The following is a 15,185-nucleotide window of genomic DNA, read 5'->3' as shown; positions in this document are numbered from 1 at the left end:
TGAGCAAGCTGTCAACAGATAGAAGTTTTTTATTAGACATTACGTTTATAATTTTTTGTACCATCATATGAATAGAGCATTGGCTTATTATCCACGTATGTTTCTAAATGTACCGGGCGACCCCATAGTTGATAAATATAAGGTAATACATTTTCTAAATACTGCGGATCTAACTCCATCCCTTCGTAACCATGTACTAAGTAGAGCTCACCATTACGTAAATAATCGCCATTTTTCACCACAATATATGGGAAGCCGCCGTTTACACGCATCGATACAAGCTGATCTCGTACCATCTCATGATCTTTATCAGTGATACGATATTCATTCCCTTTCTTTTGGAACAAATATAAATCTTCTCGCTTTGCCAAATCTTTGGTTAGGTAGTTTCGAATAAAGGAAATATCTGATTCTATCTCTCTTACCTCAAAGATTTTTTCACGTCCGGTGTTTGGCTGCACGCCTAACCGCTTCATTTCCTCTGTAGGGTTATTATAGCGATTTTCAATATCCTCAAAAATCTTTATCCCAAGGTAATATGGATTAATTGATGTTTTGGACGGCTGGACAACCCCTGCATTTAACTTGGCGAATTCGATTGTCTCAGCGGTTGTTAATTTTAATTCTCGCATGATTCGTTGATGCCAGAAGGAAGCCCATCCCTCATTCATTATTTTCGTTTCCAATTGTGGCCAAAAATAAAGCATTTCCTCCCGCATCATTGTTAATATATCTCGTTGCCAGTCTTCCAACTCACGGCTATACTCCTCTAGGAATAACAGGATATCCTTTTCTGGCTTTGGTGGAAATTGCTTTAATCTTCGTCTAATAGGTTTATACACTTTTTCTTTTTCTTCGATGCTCCACAAATCATCGTATGGTGATTTTGCTGGTGTTTTTTCATCTTCAAGCTCCTCATCCTCACTCCAAGATAGCTTAGGACGTATAATGGAGGGATCAATATGCTCTTGAATAGCTAACACTGCATCTAAAAACTGCTCAACCTCATCCTTGCCATATTCTCTTTCATAGCCAGCTATTCGTTCGGCCGTTGCCGTCATGCTCTCTACCATGTCTTTTCTAGTATTGGAAAAACGCACATTATTTTTAAAGAAATCACAGTGTGCTAATACGTGAGCGATAATCAATTTATTTTGAGTTAACGTATTGGTATCCAATAAAAATGCATAGCATGGATTAGAATTGATCACAAGCTCATAAATCTGACTAAGCCCTAAGTCATATTGAAGCTTCATTTTATGAAATTGTTTTCCAAAGCTCCAATGGGAAAAACGCGTAGGCATACCATAGGCGCCAAATGTATAAATAATATCTGCTGGACAAATTTCATAACGCATTGGATAGAAATCTAAGCCAAAGCTTGAGGCAATTTCGGTAATTTCATCTATTGCTCGGTGAAGCTCTTTCGTGTCCATTTTACGCCGCCTCCTTTGAACGTGGTGCTGAGCTCACTCTTCATTTTTTTTGAAAAAGCTCTTTAAGGCATCGTATACATCGCCCTTTTTTCTCAAAACATGGTATCTAAATTTGGGATCATCAATTTTCTTGTAAGTATACATAAGTGTTGAAAAACGGTTATGTTGGTTCACCTCACCATAGCCAAACATACTGGAGACATCCATTAACTCTCCCACCAGTTTCAAACACTTTTCATTATCCATTGAAATATTTTCACCATCTGAGAAATGTACAGGATAAATATTATAGCGAGAAGGATGATATTTACCTTCAATCAATTCCAGTGCCTTTTTATAAGCTGACGAACAAATAGTTCCTCCACTTTCTCCCTTTGTGAAAAATTCCTCCTCCGTGACCACCTTCGCCTCTGTATGATGGGCAATAAATTCTATTTCCACTGTTTCATACTTGGAGCGTAAAAACTTCGTCATCCAAAAGAAGAAGCTCCGTGCACAATATTTTTCAAAAGCTCCCATCGAACCACTCGTATCCATCATGGCAAGTACTACTGCTTTGGATTCGGGCTTTTCAATCTCATCCCACGTCTTGAAACGTAAATCATCATTATGGATTGGCGTAATTTCAGCTTTCCCTTTCATGGCATTGCGCTTTATTGCATTTAAAATCGTACGTTTTTTATCAACATTGCCCATTAGCCCTTTTTTTCGAATATCATTAAACTCTATTTTTTCGGTTTTAATATCTGCTTTTTCTTTTTGTTGTAAATTAGGTAACTCAAGTTCATGAAATAAGACGTTCTGAATTTCCTCAATACTGACTTCCGCTTCATAATAATCTTGGCCAGGCTTGTCACCCGCCTCTTTTCCTTTACCTTGAGCCTGATTTGCTTTACTGCCATCTCGAGCTACTACATCTCCAACACTACTATCCCCTTGTCCTTGCCCTACATGCTTAGAGTTATCATAGTTATATCGAATTTTATATTCATCAAGTGAACGAATCGGTATTTTAATAACCTCGCGACCATTAGACATCACAATACTCTCTTCACTAACTAAATCGGGTAAATTATTTTTAATCGCATCCTTCACTTTTTCCATATGGCGTTGCTGGTCCTGGTGCCCTTTACGATGGAGAGACCAATTTTCCTGAGAGATGACAAAGCGTTTATTTTCGTGTTCAGTCATTTTTATCCTCACCCATCTATCAAATTCGCTTTTTCTATACTATGCTTGTGAGCCAAATTCTTGAACTTTTTTCGTAAAATGAATTGTGCATCTATATTAATCCCTTGTCCTGATAGTAAAAGGAGTGCCCTAAAATTGGGACACTCCTATCTGACTTGTAACAATCCAAATCAAGGTGAAAATTAATTACCGATTGAGTAGACTTCCTACATATTGCAGCAGCTCATTTGCCGATGTTGTGTTATAGCCATGTTCATCAACTAGTCTTGCAACAACCTCATTAATTTTCTTCAGTTGAGATTCATCTGGCATTTTAGAAGAAGTAGTAATTTTCACAACATCTTTCAAGTCCGCAAATAATTTCTTTTGAATCGCTTCTCGCAATCTTTCATGAGAGTTGTAGTCAAATCGTTTACCTTTTCGTGCATAAGCAGAAATACGAATGAGAATTTCCTCACGAAATGCCTTTTTAGCATTTTCTGAAATACCAATTTGCTCCTCAATCGAGCGCATTAATTTTTCGTCAGGATTCATTTCCTCACCAGTTAGTCGATCGTATAGCTTATTTTTATTACAAAATGCCTCTACATTATCAAGGTAATTGTTCATCAATGATTTTGCCGATTCTTCATAGGAGTACACAAAAGCCTTTTGTACTTCATTTTTAGCAATTTCATCATATTCCTTACGTGCAACCGCAATGTAATTCATATATTTTTCGCGATCCTCTTGAGAAATAGAAGCATGCTGATCTAATCCATCCTTCAGTGCCCGTAAAACATCTAATGCATTAATCGATGGCACCTCTTTACGAATAATAGCAGAAGAAATACGGTTAATGATATAGCGTGGATCAATACCGTTCATCCCTTCGCTCGGAAACTCTTTTTTCAGCTCCTCCAAGTCAACGGAATTAAATCCCTCCACATTTTCTCCGTCGTACAAGCGCATTTTCTTAATCAGATCCACACCTTGTTTTTTCGGCACTTCTAATCTAGTGAGAACCGAAAAGATTGCTGCGGCCTTTAAAGCATGCGGTGCAATATGGACGTGGGACATATCACTCTCTTTTATCATCTTTTGATATATATGCTCTTCCTGACTAACTTTTAAGTTATACGGTATCGGCATAACGATAATTCGAGAATGTAATGCCTCATTCTTCTTGTTCGAAATAAAGGATCGATACTCCGTTTCGTTTGTATGAGCAACGATTAATTCATCTGCACTAATTAAAGCGAATCTCCCCGCTTTGAAATTTCCTTCCTGTGTTAGAGATAATAAGTTCCACAAGAATTTCTCATCGAGTTTCAGCATCTCCTGGAATTCCATCATACCCCTATTGGCTTTATTGAGTTCCCCATCGAAGCGATATGCTCGGGGATCTGATTCTGAACCAAACTCACCAATAGTAGAAAAATCAATACTTCCTGTTAAATCAGCAATATCCTGTGATTTAGGATCTGATGGTGTAAATGTTCCGATGCCCACACGTTTATCTTCCGAAAAGGTAATACGTTCAATCATCACGTTTTCAATACGCCCATCGTATTCCTTTTCAAGACGCATCGTATTTAAAGGCGATAAACTTCCTTCAATTCTTATACCATACTCTTCAAAAAATTCATTACGCAAATGATGTGGAATTAAATGTAATGGATCTTCATGCATAGGACATCCCTTAATTGCGTAAATCGCACCCTCATCTGTGCGCGAATATTGTTCTAATCCACGCTTCAGTAAAGTAACGATTGTTGATTTACCACCACTAACAGGTCCCATTAATAATAAAATACGTTTTCTAACATCTAACCTGCGCGCTGCTGGATGGAAATATTCCTCCACCAGTCTTTCAATTGCTGTTTCAAGCCCAAAAATTTCTTGTCCGAAAAATTTGTACATTTTTTGCCCATCGCGTTCCTCTACACCAGAACTTTTTATCATATTGTAGACGCGTGAATGGGCTGTTTGAGCAACTTCAGGTCTTTCCCTAATGATGTTTAAATAATCTGCAAATGTCCCTTCCCACTTCAGCCTATTTTCTTCTTCGCGATAGTTTTTCACTTTATCTAAAATGTTAATAGCCTTCCCTCCATTCAGGGCTTGATTTATAACATAGTATGAAGTTAATGGCATGATGATACCCATTACTTTTTCTTTGACGACGTTTCTTCTTATTATTTCTTTTTTAGGGATAAAAAGATTGCGGATTTATTGGCTGTTTAAGCTTACTGAATGAAGATAAAAATTTCGGTTATTCTAACGTTAGAAAGGAGGTCCATCATTGCATCGCCATTTTATTTTTCTTTTCACATTTTTATTTTTAGGAATGATGCTGTACCCTACTGCCTCTTTTGCAAAAGAGGAGCTAACAGAAGAAGAAGCTTTACAACAGCGTATGTCCTATTATGTACAATTTGATGAATTACTCATTCCTTGGCATTTTTTAGCGGCTATCGATCAGTATGAAAGAAATCTCCAATCTGTTCGTAAAGATATCCCTAAACGAGAAGGCTATTTGGCTATCCAATTTTCTGATGAATATTGGTCAGGCGCATTAAATCCTGTAAAGGAAGATACCTCACCTGAGACGATTAGCTATTTCGGTGGTATGGGCCTTGATGGGAATCATGATGGAATCGCTAGTCCAAAGGATGATGAGGATGTCATTTTTTCAATGGCTAGTTATTTAGGAAAATTCGGCACGACTGATGAGGATTTTAAATTAGCATTATGGGAATATTATGGAAGTGAAGAAGCAGTCAATCAAATTTTTACGATTTCCACACTGTACAGACATTTTAAAACAATTGAACTGGATGCACATACCTTCCCTCTCAATATTCGCTCGAATTACAGTTACAGGGGTACTTGGGGTGCCAATAGAGGCTGGGGTGGACGTCGGATTCATGAAGGAACCGATATTTTTGCAAGTTATGGAACCCCTGTCTTATCTACCTCCTATGGAATTGTTGAGGTAAAAGGCTGGAATCAATTTGGTGGCTGGCGTATTGGTATTCGTGATAATCATAACTCCTATCACTATTATGCCCACCTTGGTAGCTATCATAAGGACATTGAGGTAGGCTCTGTTGTAGAGCCTGGCACGGTGCTTGGCTATGTGGGAAGCTCTGGATATGGGAAAGAAGGTACATCAGGAAAATTCCCTCCTCATCTTCATTATGGTATTTACAAATTTAATGGAAGAACCGAATGGGCTTTTGATCCATACCCTTCATTATTGCAATGGGAGCGGCAAGCAAAAAAACAAAAACAATAGATCTTTTATAATACATGGCACTTGAAGCATTTTGCTACAGGTGCTTTTTTCTTATTATATAGGAAAATTATACGCAAATATATTCATTAGTCGTTAGACATCTATATATATTTAACTACAGGCAACCCAGAACCCATTATACGGTTGTACTAAAAAACTATTTTTAACTATTTTTACCGAAAGCCTTATTAATCTACACAAATAGTTATAAAATAATAATTATGATTGAATAAAATTCTCAATGAGATAGTAAAGGGATGGGGAAATGAAAGGCATTTTACAGTTTAAAACACTTAAAGCTCGAATTTTAAGTGCATTTATTTTTTTGTTAGTTTTAGTAGTGAGCTTTACAACCTATACTTACAATTCCAATACAAATATGGAGAGACAGGCAAAAGGTTTAGTAAAGGAAGATCTAGTTGTTTTAAATGCCAGTAAAAATTTAGCATTATCTATGAGTGTGCGACTATCAGCAGCTTTAAACTATGTAATGACTGGTGATGAAAAATATAAGGAAACGTTTAATGAATATCGTCAAATGGCTGAGGAAAACAATGCTATTCTAGACGAATATGAAACATCAGATGAACGTACTCTGCTAGTAGAAATAGCACGTGATTGGAGTAATCTTGTCAACACTGAGGTGTTTGATATCTACGAAAAGGGCAATAAAGAGTTAGCTTTAGAAAATTTAATGGATACACATGCCCTCGTGACAAAAGTACGCAATGGTTATGAGGAACTTGCGGATGAACGTGCCGATGCGATTACGTCCGTTGGTAATGATGTTGTTTCAACAAGCTCTCAAAATCGAACAATCGGGATTGCTTTCAGTTTAATTTTAACTATAGCTGGTATTCTAATTGCTATTATTACAGCTAGTACCATTTCCAGACCGGTTAAAGTTGTAGCGAATCGTATGAAAGAATTAGCAGATGGTAATTTGCAACTGGAGCCATTAGCAGTGAAAACACGAGATGAAATCGGCACGTTAATGCTTGCTGCTAATGAAATGAACAATAAATTAAAACAAACGATTCATTCCATCTACAGCGTTTCAGAAACAGTGGCCGCAAGTAGTGAAGAGCTGGCTCAATCATCGAATGAAGTACAAGCAGGGACAGAGCAAATTACAGTAACCATGCAAGAGCTTGCTTCAGGTACAGAAACACAAGCGTCCACAACGGGTGATTTAGCAGAAACAATGACAGCCTTTAAGCGCAGTATTCACGACACAACACAAGAAGGCATTGAATTAAAAGAACATTCTAGCCATGTCCAAAATTTAACGGTTTCTGGTAAAGGCTTAATGGTTCAATCGACTAAACAAATGGCTGCGATTAATGACATTATGCTAGATTCCGTGAAAAAGGTTGAAAGTTTGAATGAACAGTCCGCCGAAATTTCCAAGCTTGTGTCAGTTATAGACGAGATTTCAAATCAAACAAATTTACTCGCACTCAATGCAGCGATTGAAGCAGCACGAGCGGGTGAACACGGAAAAGGCTTTGCCGTTGTCGCAGATGAAGTCCGCAAGCTCGCTGAACAAGTGCAATTCTCTGTCACGGATATTTCAACAATCGTCCATCGTATTCAAGGTGAGACAGGCAATGTCACTTCTGCCCTACAATCAGGCTATGAAGAAGTTAAAAGAGGAACCGCACAGCTCGATCAAACAAACGAAACATTTGATCAAATATCAAATGCAGTAGAGGATATGATCGAGAATATTACGACCATTTCTACTAATTTACATCATCTTGCTCAAAATTCAGAAACCATTAATGTCTCTATAGATGACATGGCTTCTATTTCACAGGAATCCGCCGCCGGTGTTGAACAAACAACAGCAACTGTAGAGGAAACCGCCGCTACAATGGATGAAATCGCTAGAAGTGCAAATCAACTCGCAGGAATGGCTGAAGAACTAAACACCCAACTACAGCAATTTAAAATTTAACGAACTACACAACAAAAGCTATCTCAAATTTTTCTAATTCGAGATAGCTTTTTCGATTATTGCCAATGATTGATCGGAACTCTTTCCAATTCATGACGTTTGATAATTACGCTTATCTTTTGAAACCATTTCTCACAAAGCTCCATAGCTTCCTTGTAGTCCTCTTCCTCTTTTGAAATTGGCTCTTCACCATTATCCATAAACATATATTCTTGAATTGGCTCTGATAAATGATCCACCACTAATTTTAAAGAAAGCTGTGAAATGGTATCTTCCTCCACCTCCACTTCCTCTATTTCATCCGCTTCCCCAAGTAAAGACCCACTCATAAGGTGATTCTTTGTTCTAATCATAAACTCTTCGTCTTCCATGATGGCCACTTCATATATTTTGTTAAATGGAATCTCTATTATTGTCAACTCTTCATCTAGCGATTCTCTTCGTGCAAAAATAAGCGTATTTGTCTGTTCATTTAACAATAAAGCATTTAAAGCATCATTGGATAATGTACATTGGGTATGAGGAATAGCCATTATCTCTTCTTCACTAGCTTCCGTCATTTGTACCAAAGTTTGTGCAGCAATATAACGTTCTTTTATATATCGAATGCTACCAATACTGACTAAAGCAAGTCCTATTAAAAAAAATAATGGCTTAATGATGGCTAATTCAATTGCATTTGCTAGAAAAAGATAGACAATCCCTAATAAAATGAAGAAAATATTTTTCATTCAGACCCCGCCTTTATCAAGATAATTGCTAGAAAAAATAGGTTGATGTACTAGCAATTTTATTCTCGACTCTAGCTTTTCATTCTAATAAAAAACACGAATCCATTGAAATTCAATGACCTCGTGCTCTCCATAGTTTAATTTTTCTTTACTGCTTGCACCAAGGACATGTTGTGATGGTAGTACAAGTAAGCTCACCACGACAATTGTGATACCCATTATAAATTGACTTGAAAGCTTCCCCTAACATTCCCGGAATCCGGCTAATCCCAATAACAATCATACCAGCAATAATCATACTGCGTATTTTAGACTATTGAATGCATCTTTAATTAGTGTTTATTTACTTGAGAATACATCATTGTGAAGTTTTCATTCACCATGTCATTTATTGAACCTTTCCATTTCGGTATAAAATCATTTTGTCATATCAACATAAAAAAACAGCTACGACCTCAATGCGAGTTGTAGCTGCCTATTTCATTCCACTTACCCCTAAGTGTTTGATTGCATTATACGTTTTGTGTGACAAGTAAAACGGATGGTATAAACGATAGTGCAAACATAGCGATATACCATAATGAAGTACGACGTAATGAAAAACGAACTTTTTTTCGTTCTGCATAAAAAATATCTAGCATAACTGCAACAATAAAAGGCATTGTAACGCATGCAATAGCTACTAATAAGATGTCAAAATAAATCATACAAGCACCCCTTTGTTTGTGAACATTTTTCATCTTTTTTGTGAACAATTTGTGATAAATTTATTGTACACAATTTCGTCACAAATTGTCAACGAATTTTAAAGAAAAAAATGGTACTTTATGATTTAAAACATCTGTCTGTTACCCTCTATATTTATATGTTAAGCCCCTTAAAAAATTACGTACGAACGAATCACCGCACTCTTTATAATTACGGTGACTTGGATTTCTTAAAATGGCACCTAATTCACCTTTTGTCACCTTAATTCCACCATCATATAAAATTTCAAGCATCTCCTCAGTTGTTAAGGATAAGGCAATTTTCACTTTCTTTAATAGCATATTGTTCGGACTTTCTTTTCCAGACACAGGTAGTGGTCCCTCAGCCTGTCCTTCCTTTGGCTTCTGTGGCCCACGTTTAAAGGTAATGAGTCCATTTAAAAAAGCTTCCAACATTTTATTATTACAACTAATGTATGTTTCTGGTGCTTCTTCCTCATCATTAATCTTAATGAGCATATTTAATACTTCTTCTTTCGTATAGTTCATACCACCTAGCTTAAAAATTTCCACCATATCTACATTTTTTATATCGAATGCATAGCGTAAACGAATTAAAATATCATTATTCGTCATTCTGTTGTTCCTCCTTTAATCAACCTTCTATAGTAAAGAGCCAGGCTTAATTATAACAGAGAGTTTGCTGATTATTGCTGGCTTTCCACAAGTTGTTGTTATTAGCATTTAGCGTGTGCGTTTCCTTCTTTTTAAATGTATGAAAAGTTGGTAAGCAACCATTCTAAGCTCAAGGAGGTGAGAACAATGGCTAACAATAACCGTAGTTCAAATAAGCTTCTAGTACCTGGCGTACACGAAGCTGTCAATCAAATGAAATATGAAATTGCACAAGAATTTGGCGTTCAGCTTGGGCCAGAAGCATCTTCTCGCGCAAATGGTTCCGTTGGAGGAGAAATTACAAAACGCCTTGTTGAAATCGCTGAGAAACGTTCAAAAGGTTTATTATAATTAAATAAAAACTAATAAGAAAAGAACGAATCCCATTTGAAGAAGTGGAATTCGTTCTTTCGTGATGTATAGGATTAAGCCGTTTGCAAACCCTTGCCTGTTCCCTGAAGTGTCAGCATGACGATAAAGGAAATGCAATACAATGCTGCTAAGTAAATCATAACGACTGTCATATCGTAACTTTGTAAAATATAGCCGACAAAGATTGGTGAAAATCCTCCTATTGCTCGACCAAAGTTAAAAATAGTATTTGTTGCTGTACTGCGAATTTGGACTGGATAGAAGCTACTAATTAATGCACCATACCCTGCAAACATTCCGTTAGAGAAAAATCCTACAACTGCACCGCCTAATAATATGGCTACTGCACCTGTTGCAAAGGAATAAAGGAATACTGCACAGGCTGAGGCTAATAAAAAGATACCGAATGTACGCTTTGCACCAAAACGATCCATAAATCTACCAAATGTCAGCATTCCAATAATCATGCCGACAGCGGTACTAATTGTCCACAAGGCTGAGTTGGAAACTGATAATCCTTGCGATTTTTGTAGCATAGATGGTAGCCAAATCATGAGGCCATTATAGCCTGCGATTTGAACAGTAGCCATTAAAATCAGCGAAAGAGTCGTCATCGTGATTCGTGGTGAAGCAAATAATTGGGCCAGTTTCCCTTTCTCTTGCTTATTGTTTTGTTTATTCTGTGACGCCACCCATTCTGGTGATTCATCAAGATTTTTACGTACGATAAAGGCAAAAATGACTGGTAATAAACCGACGAAGAATAAAGCTCTCCATCCTAAAGTTGGTAAAATGATGGCACTTAGTAATGCCGCTAAGATCACCCCATACTGTGCCCCTACACTTACATACGAAGAAGCTCTTCCTTGTTTATTCTTCGGCCAAGCCTCCGCCACAAGTGCCATACCAATACCATATTCCCCACCAGCTCCTAAGCCAGCGATAAATCTATAAACATAAACTTGCTCAATACTTGTTGCTACGCCTGTTAAGGCTGTTCCGATGGCAAATAATATGACGGTATACGTAAACACTTTTACGCGACCATATTTGTCGGCCAACACACCAAAAATAATACCACCCATCAGCATTCCAATATTCGTGATGGATGAAATCAATCCACCAGTTGCAAGATCAATATTAAATTCTGCAATAATCATTGTCATAGCAAAAGAAATAAACATAATGTCCATTCCCTCTAGCGTTAACCCTGCCACTGAAGCGACCACGGTTTTTTTACGATAATCCATTCTTTGTAGCCTCCAATTTTCTAGTTGTCGATCTCTTTTAGTGAATGGATTATAGCTGTCTTGTCCATTCTCTTTTGAAGCCTCACGGGACTTCCTTTAAAAGAGGAGTATGGAACAATAATAAAAGCCCTTCCGTCACAGAGGACAAAAGGGCATGACAAAGCAAAGATATTAGCTTAAAAATATCACATAGCCCTTTTCAGCCTCTCTGGACCGTATTAAAGGATTTATATATCGTTCATTTATACCGTTCTACATTCTATAAGATTACGAATGAAAAAGCAATGGTTGAATAGTGGAAATTAGCCTGATACTTCAATAAAGTTTTGGGCAAATTGATAAATCAAATGAGCTGGTACAGCTAAGTTCAGATTCTGACCATCATCAAAGCCTGCTGTTATCAAACCGACCAATCGTCCATGCATATCCAATAAAGCACCACCAGAACTGCCATTGGAAATAGCAGCCGTAAATTGAATCATAGACATTTTTCGAAGATCTCGAAAGCCTGAAACAATTCCATCAGAAACCGAATTAAATAATCCTAAGGGACTGCCAATCGCCACAATTTTTTGCCCGCGAACTAATTGACCCTCTATTTTAACAGGCAAAGGTAGACTTGTTCTGTCTACCTTCAAAATAGCCAAATCATGCATGTCATGATATTTCACAAATTGATGGGTAATATATTCGTTTGGATCATTTTCATATAGCACTGAATAATAGTTCCCACCACCTACAACATGCAAGTTCGTCAAAATATAGCCATCGCGATGGAGAACAACTCCAGAACCAAAACATAACACCTTACCATCTGCACCAAATGTCTTTATCATCACAACAGACGTCGCTAAAGAAGCCAACTGTTCATAACTACACTCTTCTGTAGTAACCATACTAGTACTATGAACTGGGAGAATCGTCGGTTGTTGTGGTGGTATGCTTTTCATCGAGAGCATTTTAGGGATTATGAATTCTTTTTCATAGCAATTACGACAACTCTGCAAAGTAGATGATGCTGCTATGATAGGATACAAATTAGTGATATCCCCTTTAGGGTTCATATAACATATATCGCAGCCAAGTGTCGATAAAAAATATAAGAATAATGATTCATGCTGCGTAATGTCTCCTATAAAAACAATTTTAAAGGATGCTTGATTTTCCTTAGAAAAAATTTGTGGTAAATAATAATCCATCCAATATAAAAATTTAACTGCAAAGTTTTTTAGTAACGTGTCATTAGCATGCGGCTGATGTTCTTTAAAAAGATGGAGAATTTTTTTAAAGCTAAGCTTTTTTGTCCATTCAAGTTGATCATTCGCTAATTTACCGCATAAAGATGTCTCATACAGTAACTGCATACTATCAGCAGCAGCCTGCCAATCTCCCCAAAGCTCCGACAGTCTATCTGCATCTTTCTTATTATTGATGACCTCAAGCCTATGTAGTCGTAAATAAAATACGCTTTGCTTTGTGAAATACTCATCCATTTTTAAAATATTTTCTTTATAAAGATCTACAGAATCAGGTATACCAATATAACGTAGAAAGACCACTTCCTTCGTAAGGGCATTATTGTGAGGATTGATCTGCATAAACTCCTGAAAAGGATTAGCTAACTTTTTATACTTAATTTTTAACGGTCTCGTTGTCACAACCATCTTCATACAACTCCTATAAAACGTCATTACATATAATGGTACTTATATACAATTCTCTGATTTCTCTCTAAATCCTCTATTCCTTACGAACAAAAAAGCCCAACTCTATAAAGAATTGGACGTTTTCTTCACCTTTCTTAAATAAAAACAGACAAAAATACTTATCAGAAGTAATAGCTAATGCAAATGGCAAAACAGCTATACGAAGAGCTGCTTGAAAAAGAAATCATACCAGAAGAAAATGAAAAGGAATTAGCATTGAAAGTCCTCGCTCAAATGATCGAAAATTTGAGGACTCATTGGACATTCGTTACGAGCTATCTGGAGACAACATAAAAAATAGAGAAATCCGAATTCGGATTTCTCATTAATTGAAGCTAGTTATACCCCAGCCTCTCAAATGGTTTGCTTACTTAAATACTTGCGCTGCGGCAACAGCCTTTTTCCAGCCTGCATAAATATTGTCACGATGCTCGTCACTCATATTTGGTGTAAATTGACGATCTAAATTCCAATACTTACCGATCTCCTCTGTTGAATGCCAATAGCCAACTGCTAAGCCTGCTAAATAGGCAGCACCTAAAGCTGTTGTTTCATTGATAACTGGGCGATCAACAGGGACATTTAATAAATCTGCTTGGAATTGCATTAAGAAATTATTTGCCACAGCTCCGCCATCTACACGCAATTTTGCTAACGGAATATTAGCATCTGCTTCCATCGCTGCTAATACATCCTTTGTTTGATAAGCTAATGATTCTAGTGTCGCACGTACAAAATGTTCCTTCGATGTCCCACGTGTTAAGCCAAAGACAGCTCCACGTACATCAGAATCCCAATACGGTGTGCCTAAGCCAACAAATGCTGGGACAATATAAACTCCATCTGTTGATTCCACACGCGTCGCATATTGCTCTGATTCACTCGCATTACGGAACATACGCAAACCATCACGTAGCCATTGAATCGCTGAGCCTGCTACAAAAATACTTCCCTCTAAAGCATACGTTACTTTACCATCTAAGCCCCAAGCTAATGTTGTCAATAATCCATTATTTGACTTCACTGCCTTTTCGCCTGTGTTCATTAACATAAAGCAGCCTGTGCCATATGTGTTCTTGACCATTCCTTCTTCAAAACATGCCTGACCGAATAATGCTGCTTGTTGGTCACCGGCAGCACCCGCAATTGGGACAGCAGAGCCAAAGAATAAAGCCTCCTCTGTATAGCCATAAATTTCAGAAGAAGGACGTACTTCTGGCAGCATAGAGGCAGGAACAGTTAAAATTTCTAACAGTTCTTCATCCCACTGTAACTCATGGATATTATACATCAATGTACGAGAAGCATTTGAATAATCTGTTACATGTACTTTCCCACCCGATAACTTCCAAATGAGCCATGTATCAATTGTACCGAATAGCAACTCTCCTGCCTCGGCTTTTCCACGTGCTCCCTCAACATGATCTAAAATCCACTTCACTTTTGTGCCAGAGAAGTAAGCATCAATTAATAAGCCTGTTTTATCACGGAATAAATCATTGTAACCGCTTTCCTTTAGTTGCTCACAAATATCATTCGTTTGACGTGATTGCCAAACAATTGCGTTATAAACAGGTTTACCAGTATGTTTATCCCACACTACGGTTGTTTCGCGTTGGTTTGTAATCCCAATCCCTGCAATTTGGCTTGAATCCACTCCTTTTTCTGATAACACGGTTGCAATACAAGATAGGATAGATGACCAAATTTCCTCTGCATGATGCTCTACCCAGCCTGCTTGTGGAAAATGTTGTTGGAATTCTTGTTGGGCAGTGTGTACAATTTTACCCTTTTCATCAAATAGAATAGCTCTTGAACTTGTTGTGCCTTGGTCTAACGCTAAAATATATTTTTTTTCTGACATAGAAATCCCTCCA

The 15,185-nt window shown here is 37.4% G+C and carries 13 protein-coding genes; 4 read left to right on the top strand and 9 right to left on the bottom strand.

All coding sequences use genetic code 11. From position 1 onward, the window contains the following. Window positions 1-32: 32 nt before the first annotated feature. The 3 genes from AC6BKE_RS06655 to AC6BKE_RS06645 form a co-directional block, all read right to left on the bottom strand. Window positions 33-1,436: a SpoVR family protein gene (locus AC6BKE_RS06655; protein ID WP_036123402.1), complete on the bottom strand. Its 1,404-nt coding sequence runs from the start codon at window positions 1,434-1,436 to the stop codon at window positions 33-35. A 33-nt stretch (window positions 1,437-1,469) separates the two neighbouring features. After that, window positions 1,470-2,627 carry a sporulation protein YhbH gene (yhbH, locus tag AC6BKE_RS06650; protein WP_036123405.1) on the bottom strand — a complete coding sequence of 386 codons (1,158 nt, stop codon included), beginning with the start codon at window positions 2,625-2,627 and terminating at the stop codon, window positions 1,470-1,472. A 186-nt stretch (window positions 2,628-2,813) separates the two neighbouring features. Then, window positions 2,814-4,709: a PrkA family serine protein kinase gene (locus AC6BKE_RS06645; protein ID WP_499856445.1), complete on the bottom strand. Its 1,896-nt coding sequence runs from the start codon at window positions 4,707-4,709 to the stop codon at window positions 2,814-2,816. A gap of 202 nt (window positions 4,710-4,911) precedes the next feature. On the opposite strand from AC6BKE_RS06645, the gene AC6BKE_RS06640 reads away from it, so the two are divergent. Next, window positions 4,912-5,907, top strand: a complete 996-nt coding sequence (locus tag AC6BKE_RS06640) for a M23 family metallopeptidase (RefSeq protein WP_036123406.1) — start codon at window positions 4,912-4,914, stop codon at window positions 5,905-5,907. 265 nt (window positions 5,908-6,172) lie between these two features. Beyond that, entirely contained in the window at window positions 6,173-7,867 is a 1,695-nt protein-coding gene (locus AC6BKE_RS06635) for a methyl-accepting chemotaxis protein (RefSeq protein ID WP_271911018.1), read from the top strand. A gap of 56 nt (window positions 7,868-7,923) precedes the next feature. On the opposite strand, the gene AC6BKE_RS06630 is transcribed toward AC6BKE_RS06635, so the two are convergent. From AC6BKE_RS06630 to AC6BKE_RS06620, 3 genes are all read right to left on the bottom strand, one after another. Then, on the bottom strand, window positions 7,924-8,598 hold the full coding sequence (locus tag AC6BKE_RS06630; protein WP_036123410.1) for a hypothetical protein: 675 nt from the start codon (window positions 8,596-8,598) through the stop codon (window positions 7,924-7,926). 512 nt (window positions 8,599-9,110) lie between these two features. Further along, complete coding sequence (locus AC6BKE_RS06625; protein WP_036123412.1) at window positions 9,111-9,305, bottom strand: hypothetical protein; 195 nt, start codon at window positions 9,303-9,305, stop codon at window positions 9,111-9,113. Window positions 9,306-9,446: 141 nt separating this feature from the next. Beyond that, the gene (locus AC6BKE_RS06620; RefSeq protein ID WP_036123415.1) at window positions 9,447-9,941 is read right to left on the bottom strand and encodes a YehS family protein; all 495 of its coding nucleotides are present in this window, start codon (window positions 9,939-9,941) and stop codon (window positions 9,447-9,449) included. A gap of 186 nt (window positions 9,942-10,127) precedes the next feature. Between AC6BKE_RS06620 and AC6BKE_RS06615 the strand changes: the two genes are divergently transcribed. Further along, on the top strand, window positions 10,128-10,331 hold the full coding sequence (locus AC6BKE_RS06615; protein WP_004225662.1) for an alpha/beta-type small acid-soluble spore protein: 204 nt from the start codon (window positions 10,128-10,130) through the stop codon (window positions 10,329-10,331). 74 nt (window positions 10,332-10,405) lie between these two features. On the opposite strand, the gene AC6BKE_RS06610 is transcribed toward AC6BKE_RS06615, so the two are convergent. Further along, the gene (locus AC6BKE_RS06610) at window positions 10,406-11,602 is read right to left on the bottom strand and encodes an MFS transporter (RefSeq protein WP_499856239.1); all 1,197 of its coding nucleotides are present in this window, start codon (window positions 11,600-11,602) and stop codon (window positions 10,406-10,408) included. A gap of 302 nt (window positions 11,603-11,904) precedes the next feature. Beyond that, window positions 11,905-13,266, bottom strand: a complete 1,362-nt coding sequence (locus tag AC6BKE_RS06605) for a S1C family serine protease (RefSeq protein ID WP_499856237.1) — start codon at window positions 13,264-13,266, stop codon at window positions 11,905-11,907. A gap of 180 nt (window positions 13,267-13,446) precedes the next feature. Between AC6BKE_RS06605 and AC6BKE_RS06600 the strand changes: the two genes are divergently transcribed. Next, window positions 13,447-13,602, top strand: coding sequence for a hypothetical protein (locus tag AC6BKE_RS06600; RefSeq protein WP_157492969.1), 156 nt, complete (start codon window positions 13,447-13,449; stop codon window positions 13,600-13,602). Between the two features lie 73 nt (window positions 13,603-13,675). On the opposite strand, the gene glpK is transcribed toward AC6BKE_RS06600, so the two are convergent. After that, the gene (glpK, locus tag AC6BKE_RS06595) at window positions 13,676-15,172 is read right to left on the bottom strand and encodes a glycerol kinase GlpK (protein ID WP_499856235.1); all 1,497 of its coding nucleotides are present in this window, start codon (window positions 15,170-15,172) and stop codon (window positions 13,676-13,678) included. Between the last annotated feature and the right edge of the window lie 13 nt (window positions 15,173-15,185).

The sequence above is a fragment of the Lysinibacillus sp. COL-1 genome, assembly GCF_059814265.1.
Note: the sequence above shows the minus strand (reverse complement) of the source record. Positions and strands in the feature narration are given on the sequence as shown.

Excerpts from the sequence above, each read along its gene's own strand:
- AC6BKE_RS06655 (WP_036123402.1), bottom strand. The coding sequence starts at position 1,436 with ATGGACACGAAAGAGCTTCACCGAGCAATAGATGAAATTACCGAAATT.
- yhbH (WP_036123405.1), bottom strand. The coding sequence starts at position 2,627 with ATGACTGAACACGAAAATAAACGCTTTGTCATCTCTCAGGAAAATTGG.
- AC6BKE_RS06635 (WP_271911018.1), top strand. The coding sequence starts at position 6,173 with ATGAAAGGCATTTTACAGTTTAAAACACTTAAAGCTCGAATTTTAAGT.
- AC6BKE_RS06630 (WP_036123410.1), bottom strand. The coding sequence starts at position 8,598 with ATGAAAAATATTTTCTTCATTTTATTAGGGATTGTCTATCTTTTTCTA.
- AC6BKE_RS06625 (WP_036123412.1), bottom strand. The coding sequence starts at position 9,305 with ATGATTTATTTTGACATCTTATTAGTAGCTATTGCATGCGTTACAATG.
- AC6BKE_RS06620 (WP_036123415.1), bottom strand. The coding sequence starts at position 9,941 with ATGACGAATAATGATATTTTAATTCGTTTACGCTATGCATTCGATATA.
- AC6BKE_RS06615 (WP_004225662.1), top strand. The coding sequence starts at position 10,128 with ATGGCTAACAATAACCGTAGTTCAAATAAGCTTCTAGTACCTGGCGTA.
- AC6BKE_RS06610 (WP_499856239.1), bottom strand. The coding sequence starts at position 11,602 with ATGGATTATCGTAAAAAAACCGTGGTCGCTTCAGTGGCAGGGTTAACG.
- AC6BKE_RS06605 (WP_499856237.1), bottom strand. The coding sequence starts at position 13,266 with ATGGTTGTGACAACGAGACCGTTAAAAATTAAGTATAAAAAGTTAGCT.
- AC6BKE_RS06600 (WP_157492969.1), top strand. The coding sequence starts at position 13,447 with ATGCAAATGGCAAAACAGCTATACGAAGAGCTGCTTGAAAAAGAAATC.
- glpK (WP_499856235.1), bottom strand. The coding sequence starts at position 15,172 with ATGTCAGAAAAAAAATATATTTTAGCGTTAGACCAAGGCACAACAAGT.